General features: G+C 60.2%; 18 protein-coding genes. 7 read left to right on the forward strand and 11 right to left on the reverse strand.

The annotated features are described in order from the left end of the window. Positions 1-18: 18 nt before the first annotated feature. The 7 genes from CKO11_RS06495 to CKO11_RS06525 all read right to left on the reverse strand — a co-directional run bounded on the left by CKO11_RS06495 (position 19) and on the right by CKO11_RS06525 (position 7,415). On the reverse strand, positions 19-918 hold the full coding sequence (locus tag CKO11_RS06495; RefSeq protein WP_223634756.1) for a ParB/RepB/Spo0J family partition protein: 900 nt from the start codon (positions 916-918) through the stop codon (positions 19-21). Then, a complete protein-coding gene (locus CKO11_RS06500; RefSeq protein ID WP_223634760.1) occupies positions 915-1,736 on the reverse strand; it encodes a ParA family protein in 822 nt (273 codons plus the stop codon). The genes CKO11_RS06495 and CKO11_RS06500 overlap by 4 nt, the downstream gene beginning before the upstream one ends. After that, entirely contained in the window at positions 1,729-2,352 is a 624-nt protein-coding gene (gene rsmG, locus CKO11_RS06505; RefSeq protein WP_223634763.1) for a 16S rRNA (guanine(527)-N(7))-methyltransferase RsmG, read from the reverse strand. The genes CKO11_RS06500 and rsmG overlap by 8 nt, the downstream gene beginning before the upstream one ends. Continuing rightward, positions 2,349-4,220, reverse strand: coding sequence for a tRNA uridine-5-carboxymethylaminomethyl(34) synthesis enzyme MnmG (gene mnmG, locus CKO11_RS06510; protein WP_223634766.1), 1,872 nt, complete (start codon positions 4,218-4,220; stop codon positions 2,349-2,351). The genes rsmG and mnmG overlap by 4 nt, the downstream gene beginning before the upstream one ends. Positions 4,221-4,223: 3 nt before the next feature. Then, complete coding sequence (gene mnmE / locus CKO11_RS06515) at positions 4,224-5,507, reverse strand: tRNA uridine-5-carboxymethylaminomethyl(34) synthesis GTPase MnmE (RefSeq protein WP_223634769.1); 1,284 nt, start codon at positions 5,505-5,507, stop codon at positions 4,224-4,226. Positions 5,508-5,546: 39 nt separating this feature from the next. Next, entirely contained in the window at positions 5,547-6,815 is a 1,269-nt protein-coding gene (rho, locus tag CKO11_RS06520; RefSeq protein WP_223634786.1) for a transcription termination factor Rho, read from the reverse strand. A gap of 156 nt (positions 6,816-6,971) precedes the next feature. Further along, positions 6,972-7,415 (reverse strand): CopD family protein, encoded by a 444-nt coding sequence (locus tag CKO11_RS06525; protein WP_223634946.1) that lies wholly within the window; start codon positions 7,413-7,415, stop codon positions 6,972-6,974. A 443-nt stretch (positions 7,416-7,858) separates the two neighbouring features. Between CKO11_RS06525 and CKO11_RS06530 the strand changes: the two genes are divergently transcribed. From CKO11_RS06530 to nadC, 7 genes are all read left to right on the forward strand, one after another. Next, positions 7,859-8,458, forward strand: coding sequence for a Maf family protein (locus CKO11_RS06530; RefSeq protein ID WP_223634788.1), 600 nt, complete (start codon positions 7,859-7,861; stop codon positions 8,456-8,458). Further along, the gene (locus tag CKO11_RS06535) at positions 8,455-9,294 is read left to right on the forward strand and encodes a shikimate dehydrogenase (protein WP_223634791.1); all 840 of its coding nucleotides are present in this window, start codon (positions 8,455-8,457) and stop codon (positions 9,292-9,294) included. The genes CKO11_RS06530 and CKO11_RS06535 overlap by 4 nt, the downstream gene beginning before the upstream one ends. Next, positions 9,291-9,887: a dephospho-CoA kinase gene (gene coaE, locus CKO11_RS06540; RefSeq protein ID WP_223634794.1), complete on the forward strand. Its 597-nt coding sequence runs from the start codon at positions 9,291-9,293 to the stop codon at positions 9,885-9,887. The genes CKO11_RS06535 and coaE overlap by 4 nt, the downstream gene beginning before the upstream one ends. Further along, complete coding sequence (gene dnaQ / locus CKO11_RS06545; RefSeq protein WP_223634797.1) at positions 9,880-10,569, forward strand: DNA polymerase III subunit epsilon; 690 nt, start codon at positions 9,880-9,882, stop codon at positions 10,567-10,569. Before coaE ends, dnaQ begins: the two co-directional genes overlap by 8 nt. Positions 10,570-10,688: 119 nt before the next feature. Next, complete coding sequence (nadA, locus tag CKO11_RS06550) at positions 10,689-11,741, forward strand: quinolinate synthase NadA (protein WP_223634800.1); 1,053 nt, start codon at positions 10,689-10,691, stop codon at positions 11,739-11,741. Further along, a complete protein-coding gene (locus CKO11_RS06555) occupies positions 11,738-13,303 on the forward strand; it encodes an L-aspartate oxidase (RefSeq protein ID WP_223634803.1) in 1,566 nt (521 codons plus the stop codon). The genes nadA and CKO11_RS06555 overlap by 4 nt, the downstream gene beginning before the upstream one ends. Next, positions 13,300-14,142: a carboxylating nicotinate-nucleotide diphosphorylase gene (nadC, locus tag CKO11_RS06560; RefSeq protein WP_223634806.1), complete on the forward strand. Its 843-nt coding sequence runs from the start codon at positions 13,300-13,302 to the stop codon at positions 14,140-14,142. The genes CKO11_RS06555 and nadC overlap by 4 nt, the downstream gene beginning before the upstream one ends. 1 nt (position 14,143) lies before the next feature. Here nadC and CKO11_RS06565 read toward each other — a convergent pair whose 3' ends face one another. From CKO11_RS06565 to CKO11_RS06580, 4 genes are all read right to left on the reverse strand, one after another. Further along, positions 14,144-14,815 (reverse strand): hypothetical protein, encoded by a 672-nt coding sequence (locus CKO11_RS06565; RefSeq protein WP_223634821.1) that lies wholly within the window; start codon positions 14,813-14,815, stop codon positions 14,144-14,146. After that, on the reverse strand, positions 14,805-15,890 hold the full coding sequence (locus tag CKO11_RS06570) for a GSCFA domain-containing protein (RefSeq protein WP_223634824.1): 1,086 nt from the start codon (positions 15,888-15,890) through the stop codon (positions 14,805-14,807). Before CKO11_RS06570 ends, CKO11_RS06565 begins: the two co-directional genes overlap by 11 nt. A gap of 89 nt (positions 15,891-15,979) precedes the next feature. Beyond that, positions 15,980-16,468, reverse strand: coding sequence for an RNA pyrophosphohydrolase (locus CKO11_RS06575; RefSeq protein ID WP_223634827.1), 489 nt, complete (start codon positions 16,466-16,468; stop codon positions 15,980-15,982). Between the two features lie 44 nt (positions 16,469-16,512). Beyond that, on the reverse strand, positions 16,513-17,886 hold the full coding sequence (locus tag CKO11_RS06580; protein ID WP_223634830.1) for a S41 family peptidase: 1,374 nt from the start codon (positions 17,884-17,886) through the stop codon (positions 16,513-16,515). Between the last annotated feature and the right edge of the window lies 1 nt (position 17,887).

A 17,887-nucleotide genomic window follows, 5' to 3' on the forward strand; every position in this document is an offset into this window, starting at 1 on the left:
TACACTAAATAAAGTGTTTTATCCCGCTTGGCTTAGTGCCTGGCAAAGCCGATCCAGATCATCCAGCGTGCTATAGGCGATGCTAACCCGTCCGCCTTCTTGCCCGTCATGATCAATGCTGACTTTCATGCCAAGGGTCGCGGAAAGATCCGCCTCCAGCGCGCGAGTGTCGGCATCTTTTTCCGCGCCCCCTGCCCCGGGCCTGCGCGCACCGCCTTTTTGGCCGACGGGGCCAGTGCCCTTGACCAGCTTTTCAACCTCGCGCACCGACAGGCCCCGGTCGATCACCTCGCGTGCCAAGCGCACCGGATCATCGGCCGTGATCAGCGCGCGGGCATGCCCGGCGCTCAGCTTGCCTTCGCGCAACGCGCCCTGCACCTCTTCGGGTAGGGTCAGCAAACGCAGCAAGTTCGCAATATGGCTACGGCTTTTCGACAGCGCCTCGGCCACCTTTTCTTGCGTATGGCCAAAGCGATCCATCAATTGACGATAGCCCATCGCCTCTTCCAACGGGTTCAGATCGGCCCGCTGGATGTTTTCGATGATTGCGACTTCCAGCACCTCGGTATCGGTGAACTCCCGAACGATCACCGGAAGTTCGTGCAATTTTGCCAATTGCGCGGCGCGCCAGCGGCGTTCCCCCGCCACAATCTCGTAATGATCGGCTTTCTGGGTGTGCCGGCGCACAATCAGCGGCTGGATCACGCCCTTTTCCGCGATCGAGGCGCGCAATTCCTCCAGTGCCTCTTCGGAAAAGCTGCGCCGCGGCTGGTCCGGATTGGGCACAATATGTTCGATCGGGATCAGCATATCGCGCCGCACTGGCGTATCGTCGGTGTCCTCGACCGCCGATTGCACATCTGCCATCAGGGCCGAGAGTCCACGCCCCAGCCCACGCCGTTCTGGCTTTTTGCTCATCCTGCCACCTTTGTTTTTGTGCCCATATGCCGCGCCAACAATTCCCGCGCCAGATGACGATAGGCCACCGCCCCTTTGGACGAACCGTCATAGCTTAGCACCGGCAACGCAAAGGAAGGCGCCTCGGAAATCCGCACATTGCGCGGGATCATCGTGCGGAACACCAATTCGCCCAGCGTCGCCCGCGCATCCGATTCCACCTGCTGCGACAGGTTATTGCGCACATCATACATAGTCAGCACGATGCCCTCGATCCGCAGATCCTTGTTCGCATTCTGGCGCACTTCGCGGATCGTCAGCATCAATTGCGACAAACCTTCCAGCGCGAAAAACTCTGCCTGCAAGGGCACCAACACCGATTGCGCCGCGACCATCGCATTTACCGTTAGCAAGTTCAGCGACGGCGGGCAGTCGATCAAAACATAATCGAAGCCCCAAGCATCGATATCGACCTGCCGCAGCGCGTCATACAGCAGGTAGCTGCGCTTTTCCGCCGACACCAGCTCCATATCCGCAGAGGAAAGATCGGTCGTCGCCGGTGAAATCCAAAGCCCGTCAAAATCGGTTTTGCGGATCACATCCGACAGCGGCGCCTCGCCGAAGATCAGATCATAAGTCGAATAGCGCCGTGCATTGGTTTCCACGCCCAAACCGGTGGAGGCATTGCCCTGCGGGTCCAGATCGACCAGCAGGATGCGCTGGCCCTGTTCGGCCAAGGCCGCAGCAAGGTTGATGGTGGTCGTCGTTTTTCCGACCCCGCCCTTTTGGTTTGCGACTGCGATGATTCTCGGCCCCGGCGGCCGCGTCGGATCAGACACGTTCCAAACCCCTGATTTTCAAGACAACCGCCTGCGGATCGGTGAGGCTTGTCCGCGGCTCACAGCTAAAGGACCATGAAGCCTGCGCCAAAGCAACCTCCTCTTTCCAGCGCTCCCCTTTTGGAAACAGCGCTGTGCCATCGGGGCCTAGATGTTGCGCGGCAAACTCCAAAAGTTTCGGCAAAGCGGCCAGCGCGCGCGCCGAAACCACATCGGCCTGGAGGGGCGTGACCTTTTCGATCCGCTCGGCCTTCACCTTTAGACCCAAGCCGAGTTCACGCGCCGCATTGATTAAAAATGCCGATTTGCGCTTATCGCTTTCGACCAAGGTCAGCGCCATCTCGGGCCATTTTTCTTTGGCCAGAATACCGATCACAAGACCCGGAAAACCGCCGCCACTGCCCAGATCGGCCCAGCTTACCGGCGGAGCGTCGATACATTGAAAAATCTGCGCCGAATCGAGGAAATGGCGTCCCCAGACATCGTAGAGCGTTTGCGCCGACACAAGGTTGATCGCCGGATTCCATTTTTTTAACAGCGTTTCCAGCGTGCGAAGCCGCTCCAATGTTTCACGTGAAACATCGATCTGCGCGGTGAAGCGTTCCGCCCCACTCATTTCGCCGCTGCCCGCTTTTGTTGCCGCAGATGCGCCAAGATCAACGCCAAGGCCGCCGGCGTCGCGCCATCGACGCGCCCGGCTTGCGCCAAGGTTTGCGGCCGCGCCCGGGTGAATTTTCCGCGGAGTTCTTTTGACAGCCCCGGAAGCGCATCATAATCGAAATCGGTCGGAATCTCCCAATGCTCGTCGCGGCGCATCGCTTCGACATCTTGTCGCTGCCGTTCGATGTAATTCGCGTAAAGCGCATCACGCGAAAGCTGTTCGGCCACCGCTGTCGGAACCGCCGCCAATTCCGGCATCACCGCCGCCAAGGTTGCAAAATCAATCTCGGGGAAAGACAGCAATTCGAAGGCCGAACGCTTGGTGCCATCTTGGTTCACCCGCAGACCACGTTCTTTGGCTTGCTTTGGCGTCAACACCAAAGATTGCAAAACATCTCGCCCGGCGCAAAGCGCCTCCATCTTCGCCTCAAAGGCCGTGCGACGCGCCTGCCCGACGCAGCCCGCGGCAATCCCCAGCGGCGTCAGCCGTTGATCGGCATTATCCGCGCGCAAAGCCAAACGGAATTCAGCGCGCGAGGTGAACATACGATAGGGTTCCGAAACACCGCGTGTCACCAGATCGTCGATCATCACGCCGATATAGCTATCGGTCCGACTAAAAATAACCGGATCACGCCCCAAAACTTGGTTGGCCGCATTCAGCCCAGCCACCAAGCCTTGTGCTGCTGCCTCCTCATAGCCCGTTGTGCCATTGATCTGCCCGGCAAGGAACAGACCCGGCTGCGCCTGCACCTCTAACCGCGGCGTCAACGCGCGCGGATCGACGAAATCATATTCGATCGCGTAGCCGGGCTGCAGGATTTGCACCGCCTCTAACCCGCGAATCGACCGGACATAGGCTTCCTGCACCTCTTGCGGCAAGGAGGTGGAGATCCCGTTTGGATAGACGGTGTGATCGTCCAGCCCTTCGGGTTCCAAAAACACCTGATGTGCGGTCTTCTCTGCGAAACGCACCACCTTATCTTCGATTGAGGGGCAGTATCGAGGCCCGACCCCTTCGATATGGCCGCCATACATCGCAGAGCGTTGCAGGTTGGCCCGAATCACCTCATGCGTCGCTTCATTGGTATGGGTAATGCCACAGGCGATCTGGCGCACAAAGGGCGCATGATTGAGGAAACTGAACAAAGCCGGATCGTCATCCCCCGGCTGCATCTCCAAAATATCCCAGTTGATCGTGCGGCCATCCAAACGCGGCGGGGTGCCGGTTTTCAGACGCGCGATCCGAGGTTCCAGATCGCGCAACCGCTGCGCCAACCGGATCGAGGGGGCATCGCCCACCCGCCCCCCTTCGGAGCGCTGGTCACCAATATGCATAATGCCGTTGAGAAATGTCCCGGTGGTCAGGATGACGGCACCGGCCATCACCTCGGCCCCGTCTCCTAAAACGACCCCAGCGATCTTGCCATTGTCCAAGCGCAGATCCGTGACCTCGCCCTCGATCACGGTCAAATTGCCTTGGGCCTCGGTCAGCGATGCCATCGCCTCCCGGTAAAGCTTGCGGTCGGCTTGCGCGCGCGGCCCCTGCACCGCCGGACCTTTGCGGCGATTAAGCAGCCGAAACTGAATCCCCGCGCGATCGGCCGCCTGCCCCATTACACCATCCAGCGCATCGATTTCGCGCACAAGATGGCCTTTGCCCAAACCGCCAATCGCCGGATTGCATGACATCACGCCCAGATCGGTGCGGCGCATTGTGATCAACGCCGTTTTTGCCCCGACACGGGCGCTGGCATGCGCCGCCTCGGTGCCCGCATGGCCACCTCCGACCACGATCACATCAAAATGTTTCACGTGAAACACTCCTCACTTGCCGATGCAGAAGCTCGAGAAAATCTCATCGAGCAACGCCTCGACATCGACCCGACCCAGCAAAGATTCCAGCGCCCGCGCTGCGTCGCGCAGATGTTCCGCCGCCAATTCCAGCCGGTCGGCCCCAAGCGCCACCTCGGCTTGTGCCGCATCTAGCGCATTTTGGGCGCGGAGCAAACAATGGCGATGCCGTTCGCGCGTCATCACCCCCGCGCCTGCCGCGTGATCGGCGAGCCGTGCGGTCAGAAGGCGCACCAGCTCGTCCAGCCCTGCCCCGGTTTTGCCGGAGACGCAAAGCCCCTGCCCCGTGGCCAAATCGGCCTTGCCCTGCACAATCAGGTCTTCGGGCTTTGGCACCAGCAAAGGCACATCATCGCCATCAAGCAAAAACACGCGCAGATCCGCGGCTTCGGCCCGCTGCAGCGCACGTTCCACGCCAATCGCTTCGACACGATCTTCGGTTTCGCGCAGACCAGCGGTGTCCAAAAGCGTCACCGCCAGACCGGCAAGATCCATCCGCACTTCGATCACATCGCGGGTGGTGCCGGCAATTTCTGAGGTGATGGCCGCATCGCGCCCTGCCAATGCATTCAAAAGCGTGGATTTTCCCGCGTTCGGGCGGCCGACAATGGCGACCTCAAACCCTTCGCGCACGCGTTCCGAAGCCGAAATCCGCCCCACTTCGCGCGCCAAATCGCGCTGCACCTCGGCCAAAAGCGCGCCAACTTCGGGCCCGACATCCTCGGGCACTTCTTCATCGGCAAAATCGATCGTCGCTTCCAAAAGCGCGGCAGCCCGGACCAGCTTAGCCCGCCAGCCTTCGACCAATTGACCAACCCCGCCCGATAGAACCGCCAAGGCTTGCTTACGCTGCGCCTCGGTCTCGGCCTCGATCAAATCCGAAAGCCCTTCCACTTGTGACAGATCCAGGCGCCCGTTTTCCATCGCGCGGCGGGTAAATTCGCCCGGCTCGGCCAAACGCAGCCCCGGTTGTGCGGCCAATGCCTGCAAAACCGCCTGCACCGTGGCCATCGCCCCATGCACCTGCAATTCGGCGCAATCTTCCCCGGTGAAACTGGCGCCTTTTTCAAAGCACAATACCAAAGCCTCGTCGAGAAAATCACCCGCGTAACTTAGCCGTCGCAGCCCAGCTTGACGCGGCGCGGGCAAACGCCCCGCCAAAGCGGAAACGGCCTCCCAGGCTTGGGGCCCGGAAAGCCGAATAACTGCCACGCCCGCTTTGCCGCGGCCGCTGGCCTGTGCGAAGATCGTCTCCATCGAAAACCCTTTGGGTGCCAGAACGCGGCCCTTGATACCCTAGCCGTTCATCGAATCGAAGAATTCGCCGTTGGTTTTCGTCTGCTTGAGCTTGGAAATCAGGAATTCGATCGCATCTGTGGTGCCCATCGGGTTCAGGATGCGGCGCAGCAGATAGGTTTTTTGCAGGTCTTTTTGTGCCACCAGCAAATCTTCTTTCCGGGTGCCGGATTTGAGAATATCCATCGACGGGAAAACGCGTTTGTCGGCCACTTTGCGGTCCAGCACGATCTCGCTGTTGCCGGTGCCTTTGAATTCCTCAAAGATCACCTCGTCCATCCGCGAACCGGTGTCGATCAGCGCGGTGGCGATGATGGTGAGCGAGCCGCCCTCTTCGATATTCCGCGCCGCGCCAAAGAAACGCTTGGGCCGTTGCAAAGCGTTGGCATCCACACCGCCGGTCAGAACTTTGCCCGAACTGGGCACAACAGTGTTGTAAGCGCGTCCAAGTCTTGTGATCGAGTCAAGCAAGATCACAACATCTCGTTTATGTTCAACCAGACGCTTGGCCTTTTCGATCACCATCTCGGCCACGGCAACGTGGCGGGTGGCCGGTTCGTCGAAGGTCGAGGAAATCACCTCCCCTTTCACCGAGCGCTGCATATCGGTCACCTCTTCGGGGCGTTCGTCGATCAGCAGAACGATCAGATAGCATTCGGGATGGTTCGTCTCGATGCTATGCGCGATATTTTGCAACAGAACGGTTTTCCCGGTGCGCGGCGGCGCCACGATCAGCGACCGCTGCCCCTTCCCGATCGGCGCAACCAGATCGATGATCCGGGCGGAGCGATCCTTGATGGTGGGATCTTCGATCTCCATTTTCAGCCGCTCATCGGGGTAAAGCGGGGTCAGGTTGTCAAAGCTGACCTTGTGACGCGCGCGCTCGGGCTCTTCGAAGTTGATTTTTTCAACGGCGGTCAGCGCGAAATACCGCTCGTTCTCGCCGGGCGCACGGATGATCCCCCAAACGGTATCGCCGGTGCGCAGGCTGTATTGGCGGATCATATCGGGCGAAACATAGATATCATCCGGGCCCGGCAGATAGTTCGCCTCGGGCGAGCGCAGAAAACCAAACCCGTCTTGCAAAACCTCCAGAACGCCATCGCCGCCGATTTCAACGCCATCCTCGGCATGCTCTTTCAGGATCGAGAACATCATCTCGCCCTTGCGCATGGTGGAGGCGTTCTCAATCTCCCATTCCTCGGCCATCGCCAAAAGGTCTTTGGGGCTTTTCGCCTTGAGATCGGAAAGGTTCAAACGTTCGGTCATCTCGCATCCATCCGCGAAAGGCGCCACAGCCCCGAGGGCGCGGCGCAGCATGGGTCATATCTGGGCAAAACCGGTCGGCCGGACGGCCGGGGCTGTGGCGCGGATACGCCCAAAAGGCTCACGAGTCAATGAAACAACGCAGATCGCGCCGACAGATCAGAACTTCAAGATCACGGCAAGGACGATCAGCACCATCAACAGCGTCGGAATTTCGTTCATCATCCGCCATTGGCGGCCCGCCAGATTGTTGGTGCCATCGATGAATTTGAAACGGGCCTTCGCAAGGTAAAGATGGAAAATCGTCATCGCGATGATCCCAAACCCTTTCGCATAGGGCCAGATCGAATCCCACCAGACGATGCCCGGCGTGAACACAAGGCACAGCCCAAAGAACCAGGTCGAAATCGCCGCCGGATGCATGATCGCCTTCATCAGCAAGCGTTCTTGATGCTGAAACAGCAGATCCATGTCGCTGCCGCGGGTCACGCCCTGCTTCTTTAGCCCTTCAACGTGATAGACGTAGAGCCGCGGCAGGTAGAACAGACCTGCCATCCACGCCAGAACCGACATCACATGCAACGACTTGTTCCAAAGATACATGTTGGAAAGGTAGTCGAGCACCAAATCAAGAATATCGGTCACATGGGCCTCCTGTTGTCTGCCCTTCTTCTTTAAGAGAAAATATTAAGAAAAGAAAAGATGATGATTATGATTGCCCTGTGGATAGTGTGGATTATGCCGTTTTCCCCAACTTACAGGTCTTGGGTATAGTCGCCGGTATGTCACGCTGAAATTCTGTGGAAAATCTAATTTTTTCAATTTTTTTCAGTAATTTGTGCTCTTGAACACTGTGGAGGAAAACAGGGGAAGATCGATCTCGGGCCTGTGGGCTGCGGCGCTTTCCCACACCGGCGGGTTTGGGGTCTCCACATGTTAAGAAACCATTTACTTTTCTTGACAAACCCCCGTCAGACCGGGGAGGAAATACCGCCAACACCCCTGCCCACATGCCTGCCCCCGGGCTTTTCCCATCGGTTGTCCACATGCCCCCCGCCCTTGTTCTTGCCTCCGCTTCCGAGATCCGCGCCAATCTGTTGCGTGCCGCGGGTCTTGAGGTGGCTGCCACCGCCGCGCGCATTGACGAAGAGACGATCAAGGCCGCGCTGTTGCTGGATGGGGCCACGCCACGCGATATTGCGGATGCTTTGGCCGAGGCAAAGGCGGCGAAAATCGCGCGTCGCGTGCCCGAAGCGTTGGTTTTGGGTGCCGATCAGGTGTTGGAGTTGAAGGGAGAAATCTTCTCCAAACCCGAAACGCCGCAAGAGGCGGCCGATCATTTGCGCCGCCTTTCGGGGCAAACGCATAAATTGCTGTCGGCTTTGGTGGTCATGCGCGGAACCGAACCACTTTGGCGCCATGTGGCCGAGGTGCGGCTGCGCATGCATCCGCTGACCGAGCCCTTCATCGAAGACTACGTTGCGCGCAATTGGCACAGCATTCGCCACGCTGTGGGCTGCTACAAGCTTGAAGAGGAAGGCGTTCGGCTTTTCTCCTCTGTCGAAGGCGATTACTTTGCCGTTCTGGGCCTGCCCCTGCTTGAATTCCTCAATTGGCTGCGTGCCCGCGGAGAGCTGACCACATGACCGATCATGCGAAAATTCCTCTGGCCGGCGTGATTGGCCATCCGATCGCGCATACCCGTTCGCCCGCATTGCATGGACATTGGCTGAAAACCTATGGGATCAAGGGGCATTACGTGCCCATGGATATTGCCCCCGAGGATTTGGAGCCCACCTTGCGCGCCCTGCCCAAGGCGGGGTTTGTCGGCTGCAATGTCACGATCCCGCATAAGGAAAAGGTTCTGGCGCTGGCCGATGTGATTTCGGATCGCGCGGCGTTGATCGGCGCGGCCAATACGCTGGTATTCCACCCCGATGGCCGCATCTTTGCCGACAATACCGATGGCTATGGGTTCATTGCCAATCTTAAAGATGGCGCGCCAGATTGGCAGGGTGATCAAGGTCCCGCGGCGGTGATCGGCGCAGGTGGCGCGGCACGCGCGATTGTGGCCGCGTTGGTCGAAACCGGCTGTCCCGAAGTGCGGATCGCCAACCGCACAAGACTGCGGGCGGAAAAGCTGCGCGCCGAATTTGGTGCCCGGATCGTGGTCTATGATTGGGCGCAGGCGGCCAATATGATGGATGGCGCGGCGACATTGGTGAACACCTCTTCGCTGGGTATGACCGGCATGCCGGACTTTCGGGTGCCGCTTGATGCGCTGCCGCAAAGCGCGGTGGTGACAGATATCGTCTATACACCGCTTGAAACCCGGCTGCTGAAAGAGGCAGCGCAACATGGCTGCGTTACCGTTGATGGGTTTGGCATGTTGCTGCATCAGGCGGTGCCGGGGTTCGAACGCTGGTTCGGCCACCGCCCCGAAGTGACCGCTGAATTGCGCGAAAAGGTGCTTTGCGCATGACCCACCCCTTTCGCCTCGGCCTGACGGGTTCGATCGGCATGGGGAAATCCACCACCGCGCGGCTTTTTGCCGAAGCGGGCATTCCGGTTTGGGATGCCGATGCAACAGTGCATGCGCTTTATACGCGCGGCGGCGCCGCTGTTGCGCCGATTGCTGCGGCTTTCCCGCAAGCGGTGGTCGATGGCGCTGTCAGCCGCGACGCCCTGAAAGAGGCGGTTTCGGCCCGAAAAGAGGCTCTGTTTGAGCTGGAAACGATCGTTCACCCGCTGGTTCAGGCGGCGCGCCACGCGTTTTTGGCACAGCATGCAAACGCCGATCTGGTCTTGCTCGACATCCCGCTTTTGTTTGAGACCGGCGCTCAGAAAGAGTGCGATGCCGTGCTGGTGGTCACGGCCGATCCTCAGGTGCAACGCGCCCGCGTTCTGGCCCGTGAACAGATGACCGAGGCACAGCTTGATCTGATTTTGTCGCGCCAGATGCCCGATGCGGAAAAACGCGCCCGCGCGGATTATCTCATCGAAACCCGCAGCCTTGATCAAACCCGTGCGGCTGTGCGAGACCTGATTGAAACCATCAGGGCAGCTCATGCGTGAAATCGTTCTAGACACCGAAACCACCGGTTTTGAACCGGCAGAGGGTGATCGTATCGTCGAGATCGGCGCGGTCGAGCTATACAACCACGTTCCGACGGGGCGCACCTATCACCAATATATCAATCCCGAACGCGCGATGCCGCAAGAAGCTTTTGCCGTGCACGGGCTGGGCGATGATTTCCTGCGCGACAAGCCTAGGTTCATTGAGGTGGGGCAAGCTTTTCTGGATTTTGTAGGCGATGATTCGATCCTTGTGATCCACAATGCCGCCTTTGACATGAAATTCCTCAATGCGGAGCTGGGCTGGGCGAAGATGCCGCTTATCCCGATGGAACGCTCGCTTGATACGGTGGCGATGGCGCGGCGCAAGTTTCCGGGCTCGCCCGCCAGCCTTGATGCGCTTTGCCGCCGGTTCAACATCGACAATTCGGCCCGCACCTTGCACGGCGCATTGCTTGACGCCGAAATTCTGGCTGAGGTCTATCTGGAGCTGATCGGCGGTCGCCAGCCCGGTTTTGGCCTCAATATCGCGGAAAACCGCTCCGATAATGCCGATGATCCGGGCGATTGGCGGCCCCGTCCGCGCCCCGTGCCGCTGCCGTCACGGATCACCGAAGAAGAGGCCGCCGCGCATGAAGCCTTTGTCGCGAAACTGGGCGAAGGAGCGATTTGGGCCCGGTAACAGGGGTCTCGGCAGACACAAAAGTTTCACAATTGTCGCGCTTGCGGCAATTTTCCCATTTAACCCCGGGCGCGCAGACCTTACATGCGTTTGCGTTCTCGGTTTTGGGGGAGGGGCCCATGCTGGACTTCACGGCGATCCGCGCAACCTTGGCCGAGGCATATGACCTTGCGCCATCGCTTACGCTGGCACAGGAAATGGCCGATATTCATGCGCGCATGGATCGGGTCGTGCCTTTGCCCGATTTCGCGCTCTACGCGCCCTATATCCGTGCGATCAATCGCCTGAAGGCCGATAAGAACGCGGTGATCTTGGCGCATAACTATATGACGCCGGAAATCTATCACGGGGTTGCCGATGTGGTGGGCGACAGCCTGCAATTGGCGATCGAGGCGACCAAGGTCGAGGCCGAAACCATCGTGCAATGCGGCGTGCATTTCATGGCTGAAACCTCAAAAATCCTGAACCCGTCCAAACGCGTTCTGATCCCCGATGTAACGGCGGGCTGTTCTTTGGCTGAAAGCATCACCGCCGAAGGCATTGCAGAGATGCGGGCCAAATATCCCGGCGCGCCGGTGGTCAGCTATGTCAACACCACGGCCGAGGTGAAAGCCGCATCGGACATTTGCTGCACCTCGTCCAATGCGGCGCAGATCGTGGCGGCTTTGCCCGAAGACACGATCATCATGACGCCGGATCAATATCTAGCGCAGAACGTCGCGCGTGACGTGCCGCAAAAGAACGTGGTTTGGTGGGCGGGCTCGTGCATTGTGCATGAACAATATACCGCCGAAGATCTGCGCGGTTTTCGCGCGGGCCACCCCGAAACGCGGATCATCGCGCATCCCGAATGCCCGCCCTCGGTCGTGGCCGAGGCGGATTATTCCGGCTCCACCTCCGGCATCATCGATTATGTCGCGCGCGAAAAGCCCAAGCAGGCGATGCTGGTCACGGAATGCTCGATGGCCTCGAACATTTCCGACGCTTATCCCGAGGTGGAGTTCATGGGGCCGTGCAACATGTGCCCCTATATGAAGAAAATCACGCTCGAAAAGATCCTGTGGTCGCTGCATGCGGGCGAAGAAGAGGTGGTGGTCGATCCGGCTATCGCCGACAAAGCCCGCGTCGCTGTCGAACGGATGATCGAGCTGTCGCGGGTCGCGGCGAAGTGAGCCATCCCATCATCGACACCCGGCGCGTTGTCATCGTGGGCGCGGGGCTGGGCGCGCTTTATGCGGCGCTGAAACTGGCGCCGCATCCGGTTTTGGTGATTTCACCCGAAACTTTGGGGGAGGGGGCTTCTTCTGCCTGGGCGCAAGGCGGCGTGGCCGCAGCGATGGCCGCGCCCGATAGCCCACAATCCCATGCGACAGATACCGAAATCGCCGGCGCTGGCACGGTGGATGCGGCGATTGCGCGGCTGGTGACCGAAGATGCCAAAAGCCGCATACATGACCTGACAACGCTGGGCACGCCCTTTGATCGTGACGGGCAGGGCGGTTACGTCATGTCGCGCGAGGCGGCGCATTCGGTCGCCCGCGTGGTGCGGGTGAAGGGTGATCAAGCCGGGCGCGAAATCATGGAAACCCTGATTGCCGAGGCGCGGCGCTGCCCCTCGGTTCAGGTGGCCGAAGGGGTTTTGGCCTCGGGGCTTGCGGTCGAAGCGGGGGCTGTGACGGGCGTTTGGATCGAACGTGCGGGCGCGCCTTCGGGGCGGGTGCTGATCAGGACCCCGGCGGTCTTGCTGGCGGGCGGTGGCTCGGGCGGGCTGTTTGCAGTGACCACGAACCCGCCGCGCATTCGGGGGCAGGTCATTGGCATGGCGGCGCGGGCAGGGGCCCGGATTGCCGATGCGGAATTCGTGCAATTCCACCCGACCGCGATTGCCACGGGCGAAGATCCCGCGCCGCTCGCAACCGAGGCTTTGCGCGGCGAAGGCGCGGTGCTTTTGAACAACCGGGGTGAGCGGTTCATGCAGGCCATTCACCCCGATGCCGAGCTTGCGCCGCGCGATATCGTGGCCCGCGCGGTTTACACAGAACGCCAAGCGGGCCGGGAGCCGGTTTTGGACACGCGCGACGTGTTGGGCGATGCCCTGACAGAGCGTTTCCCGGCGGTGGCCGAAGCTTGCCTTCAGGCTGGAATAGACCCTGTTTTGCAGCCAATCCCGGTCGCGGCGGCGGCGCATTATCATATGGGGGGCGTGGCGGTCGATGAAACCGGCCGTGCCTCGCTGGAGCGTCTTTGGGTCTGTGGCGAGGCCTCTGCCACCGGGTTACACGGGGCGAACCGTCTTGCCTCCAACGGGCTTTTGGAGGCGCTGGTTTTCGCGCGCATCTGCGCCGACGGCATTGCGGATTTGGTCAAAGACCCCGTTCCAGCCGCCGAAGTGGTTCTGTCCTTCCCCGAAGGCGGCCAAGAGGTGGATGAGGATGCCGTGCAGCGCCTCCGTCAAGCGATGACGAATGGCTGCGGCGTGGTGCGAAGCGCAAAAGGTCTGACCGAAACGTTGCGGATCATCGCCGACATCGAAGCGCAAGCCGGTTGCGAAACTCTGCGCAACATGACCGCGACCGCCACGTTGATTGCCGCTGCCGCATTGGAACGGACCGAAAGCCGGGGTGGCCATTTCCGATCCGATTTCCCCAAAACAGACCCTATTCAGGCCAAAAGGCGGTTTTTGACGCTGACCGAGGCCGTGACCATTCGCACCCGCGCATTGGAGACAAAATGACCCCCTTGCCCGATTTCCTGCTGGAACCCGTTGTCCGCGCCGCCCTGACCGAAGACCTATCGCCGATGGGCGATGTGACCACCCGCGCGGTGGTTCCTGCCGATAAAACCTGTGTTGCGCGGCTAAATGCCCGCGAAGAGGGGGTTGTATCGGGAATGCAGGTGGCGGCGCTTGCCTTTCGCTTGGTGGATGCGGGGCTGTCTGTGCAAATCCATTGTGCCGATGGCCATGCCTGCAGCAAAGGACAGGCTTTGATGACCATCACCGGCTCTGCCGCTTCGATCTTGATGGGGGAGCGGGTGGCGCTGAACTTTGCCGGGCGGATGACCGGGATTGCAAGCCTGACGGCGGCCTTTGTGGCGCAAACGCAGGGCACCCAAACCCGCATTACCTGCACCCGCAAAACCACACCGGGGCTGCGCGTGGTGGAAAAGCTGGCCGTGACGCATGGCGGGGGCCACAATCACCGCTTTGGGCTGTCGGATGCGATCTTGATAAAGGATAACCACATTGCCGCGGCGGGTGGCATTCAGGCGGTGCTAGAGGCCGCGAAGGCCGCGCGCAGCCATATGATGCGCGTGGAGCTAGAGGTCGATACGCTCGATCAGTTGGAAGAGGCGCTGGCCGTGGGCGGGGCCGATGTGATCTTGCTAGATAACATGGACAGCCCGACGCTGCGCCAAGCGGTGGCGCTGGCGGCCGGGCGCGTGGTGCTCGAAGCCTCGGGCAATATGCGGCTCGACCGCATTGCTGAAGTGGCCGCGACCGGGGTGGATTACATCTCTTCGGGGGCGCTGACGCATTCGGCGCGCACCTTTGATCTGGGGCTCGATTTCTAAGCTAGATGAGTTTCCGCGCGCGCAGCGCCGCCATGACGACCTTGCCATAATCGGCGGTGGCATGGTTCGGGTCATCTTTCACGAAGCGCGACGGGAAACCGGGCTCAGCCTCATCGGCGAACAGCTCCACCATTGGGTCAAACACCGTCAGGCCGCCTTTGCGCATCAGCTGGATCAAGATTTCCCGCGCTTTGTGACCATTGACATCAATGCCAATCGGCGGCGGGGGGATGACCAGCACAGCGGCTTCGCGCGCCATGCGTTTCAGCACGCGAATATGCTGGGTCCGGTGATGCTGGACATAGGCCGTCAAAAACGCCTCAGAGGCCACAAGCCCCTCATCGGGAAGGGGCGCATCGTCGCTTACCACCTGATGCCCGGTCCAGCGCAGCCCGCGCACCAGCATGCCCAGATGAAAGCCAATCGTGGTGATCACCGGCACCCCCAACGTCAGGATATTGGTGACCCCTTGCCGTTCGCGAATGCCTTCGATCGCCCGCCGCCCCATGGGCGAGTTTTTCGGCACGATCCCGTCGGCATTGAAGCCGAATTTTCCATCGTGCCAGCCCGCACCGCCACAGCGGAACACCTCGTTGGCGATGCCCAGCTCATTCGCCCCGTCTTCCAGCGCAATCGTGTGGCTGTCGCCGATCAGCAAAACCTCAGGCTTCATTGAACCGCTCCAGGATCATTTCCTCGCAGACAAGCTCTTCTTGCGCTGATTGCTTGTCTGCCGCTTCGCGCGCGGCGCTGTCGGATATGGTGCGCCCATGCGCGGGCAGGCTGAGGTTCAGGCCTTTGAAGAAATGGCCCATCACCAGGTCAACGCCTTGTGGGGCGATGCCGCGCATATTGGGCTCAAAGAAAGCGCCGCGCGTCGGCGGCGTGGCGATAATTTCATAAGAGGGGAAGTAGTCCACCGCCGCATGAGACCGCGCAACATCGCCCGCCACGGCCCGCAGCACCGATTTGGAATACTGCGTCGCCACAAGCACATGATCGCCCGAGGCCGTGGCCACCAGCGGCACCGGCGACACGGTCAGCAGAACCTTCAAATTCGGGTTCAATTGCCACATCAGTTCCAGCGCCAATTCCAGATCGCGCAGGATCTCGGGATAGGTGTAATTCTTGAACACATGCACTTCGGGATCGAAACTGCCGACCCCTGTGCCCGGACAGATCGAATAGCTTTGCCCCGTGCGGGCATTCATCCAGCCTTCGGTCAGGCCAAGGGTAAAGACAAAGACGTCTGCCTCGGTGATGCAGCGTTTAAAGGCGCGTGCGGTCGCGCCAACCGAGGCGCGCGCCTCGGTTTCGCTGACAAAGCCGGTGGGTTCGATCTTCGGGCGCAGCATGTCATGCACGCGGTCTTTTGGGTCGGTCCAAAGCTCCACGCTTTCGGGGCCGGTTTGGCCGCTGGCAAGCCGCGCCCAGATCAGCAATTGCGCGGCGGTGTAAATATTGCCGGTGCGTGCCGAGAAGATCCCGTAATTGAAACTGCGCGCAATCTCGGCCGGGGTGCGCCCGGGGGCCGGTTCGGCATCAAGCCAGTTCATCTTGCGTGCCAAAAGAGCGCGGCTAATGTGCTGGGCAAAGCACGAGCCGAAAGTGGCGAAAATCGCATCTTTGGGCAAAGCCCAAGCGGAATTCCAAAGATCTGAATAGCCAAACAGCCCCGGCTCGGCCACAGCCGTGCGCCAAAACCCGCGCGGGTCGATATGTTTGTAAGGATTGTCGCCGCTTTTCATCTGCTGCCCGATTTGCTGCGTTGCGATAGCGAAAGCATCGCAGGCGCATGCGCGGCTGGCAACAAGTATATCGCTTTAATCCTTTGAGTTTAGCGCCCCATATGCGGTGTGAACAGATCAAACACCCGCTCGTAGACCGCGCGTTTGAAGGGCACGATTTTCTCAATCAGTTCGCCCGGTTCCATCCATTGCCAGACGGAAAATTCCGGGTGTTCGGTCGCGATATTCACATCCGCATCGGTGCCCAGAAAGCGCAACAGAAACCACTTCTGTTTTTGGCCGCGATATTTGCCGCCCCAAATATTGCCGATCAGTTCCTCGGGCAGGTCATAGGTGACCCAATCCTCGGTCTTGGCGATCTTTTCCACCAGATCGGGGCGCACGCCGGTTTCTTCGTGCAATTCGCGCAGCGCGGCTTCCTTGGGGCTTTCGCCCGCATCAATGCCCCCTTGCGGCATCTGCCACGCATGGCCGGGGTTGTCGATGCGCTGGCCTGCAAAAACAAGCCCTTGGGCATTCATCAAGACGATGCCCACATTTTTGCGATAGGGCAGGGCAGAGGCGTCCTTGGCAGACATGGGTCCAACACTCCTGAAAAGGGGGCCTGCGCGGCCCCCTGATATTATTCTTGCGGCGCGTCGGCACTGGTATCCGCTGCAACCGGGGTCAGCGTGGCCCCGGCCACGGCCAGCCCTTTGATGATGTCGATCGCATAGGCCATCTGGAAATCTTCCAGCCGCAGTTTCGCAGCCTCTTCGGCCTCGATCCGCTCTTCCTCGGCTTGCTTCTTTTCATCCTCGGTCATCGAGTCATTGGCGAGCACGCCGCGCAGATCCGCTTCGGACCGGATGCGCTGTGCCTCGGTCTTTTCATCCTCGGTCTCGGGCTGGGCGGGCGGTTGCGGCACCACGATATCGGGGGCAATGCCCAAAGCCTGAATCGACCGGCCCGAAGGCGTGTAATAGCGCGAGGTGGTCAGCCGCATCGCACCCTCGTTTTGCACCGGGATCACGGTCTGGACCGAGCCTTTGCCAAAGCTTTTCGTGCCCACGACAATTGCGCGATGATGATCTTGCAGCGCGCCGGTGACGATTTCCGAGGCCGAGGCGGAGCCGCCGTTGATCAAGACAACAATCGGCTTCCCTTCGGCCAGATCGCCCGGCGTGGCGTTGAACCGTTCGCTGTCTTCGGGGTTGCGGCCCCGGGTCGAGACGATCTCGCCTTTGTCGAGGAAGGCATCCGAGACGGCAATCGCTTGCGTCAGCAAGCCGCCGGGGTTGTTGCGCAAATCCAGAACCACGCCATTGATCTTGTCGATCCCGCCCGCTTCCTCGACCAGCTTGGTCAGGCTGTCTTCAAGGTTGGGGAAGGTCTGATCGTTGAAGGTGGTGATCCGCAAGATCGCTGTATCGGATTCAAGCCGCCCCTTGACCGCCGTCAGTTTGATCGTGTCGCGCGTCATCGTCACGTCGAAGGGCTCGTTGATCCCCTCGCGCACGACGGAAATGGTGATTTCGCTGCCGACCGGGCCGCGCATCTTGTCGACGGCTTGATCCAGCGTCAGCCCCATCAGGCTTTCGCCATTGACCTGGGTGATGAAATCGCCCGATTGCATGCCTGCGGCGGCGGCGGGGGTGCCATCCATCGGCGCGACCACTTTGACCACGCCGTTTTCTTGCGTGACCTCGATGCCAAGGCCGCCGAAAGAGCCGCGTGTTTGCACCTTCATGTCGGCATATTCATCGGCGGGCATAAAGCTTGAATGCGGGTCCAGCGACGACAGCATGCCGTTGATCGCGGCTTCGATCAGTTTCTTTTCATCGACCTTTTCGACGTAATCGCCGCGAATGCGCTCGAACACATCCCCAAACAGGTCCAATTGCTGATAGACCGTACCGGCCCCTTGCGTCTCTTGCGCCAGAAGCGGAGCCACCTGTGCCGAGAACAGAGTTCCCGCGACGGTGCCGCCCAGCGCGGCCATGACGAACTTGTTCATT

The sequence above is a fragment of the Rhodobacter sp. TJ_12 genome, from assembly GCF_020023995.1.
Taxonomy (GTDB): Bacteria; Pseudomonadota; Alphaproteobacteria; order Rhodobacterales; family Rhodobacteraceae; genus Rhodobacter.

Coding starts and splice junctions, on each gene's coding strand:
- CKO11_RS06495 (WP_223634756.1), bottom strand. CDS start 918: ATGAGCAAAAAGCCAGAACGGCGTGGGCTGGGGCGTGGACTCTCGGCC.
- rsmG (WP_223634763.1), bottom strand. CDS start 2,352: ATGAGTGGGGCGGAACGCTTCACCGCGCAGATCGATGTTTCACGTGAA.
- mnmE (WP_223634769.1), bottom strand. CDS start 5,507: ATGGAGACGATCTTCGCACAGGCCAGCGGCCGCGGCAAAGCGGGCGTG.
- rho (WP_223634786.1), bottom strand. CDS start 6,815: ATGACCGAACGTTTGAACCTTTCCGATCTCAAGGCGAAAAGCCCCAAA.
- CKO11_RS06525 (WP_223634946.1), bottom strand. CDS start 7,415: ATGTATCTTTGGAACAAGTCGTTGCATGTGATGTCGGTTCTGGCGTGG.
- CKO11_RS06530 (WP_223634788.1), top strand. CDS start 7,859: ATGCCCCCCGCCCTTGTTCTTGCCTCCGCTTCCGAGATCCGCGCCAAT.
- CKO11_RS06535 (WP_223634791.1), top strand. CDS start 8,455: ATGACCGATCATGCGAAAATTCCTCTGGCCGGCGTGATTGGCCATCCG.
- coaE (WP_223634794.1), top strand. CDS start 9,291: ATGACCCACCCCTTTCGCCTCGGCCTGACGGGTTCGATCGGCATGGGG.
- dnaQ (WP_223634797.1), top strand. CDS start 9,880: ATGCGTGAAATCGTTCTAGACACCGAAACCACCGGTTTTGAACCGGCA.
- nadA (WP_223634800.1), top strand. CDS start 10,689: ATGCTGGACTTCACGGCGATCCGCGCAACCTTGGCCGAGGCATATGAC.
- nadC (WP_223634806.1), top strand. CDS start 13,300: ATGACCCCCTTGCCCGATTTCCTGCTGGAACCCGTTGTCCGCGCCGCC.
- CKO11_RS06565 (WP_223634821.1), bottom strand. CDS start 14,815: ATGAAGCCTGAGGTTTTGCTGATCGGCGACAGCCACACGATTGCGCTG.
- CKO11_RS06570 (WP_223634824.1), bottom strand. CDS start 15,890: ATGAAAAGCGGCGACAATCCTTACAAACATATCGACCCGCGCGGGTTT.
- CKO11_RS06575 (WP_223634827.1), bottom strand. CDS start 16,468: ATGTCTGCCAAGGACGCCTCTGCCCTGCCCTATCGCAAAAATGTGGGC.
- CKO11_RS06580 (WP_223634830.1), bottom strand. CDS start 17,886: ATGAACAAGTTCGTCATGGCCGCGCTGGGCGGCACCGTCGCGGGAACT.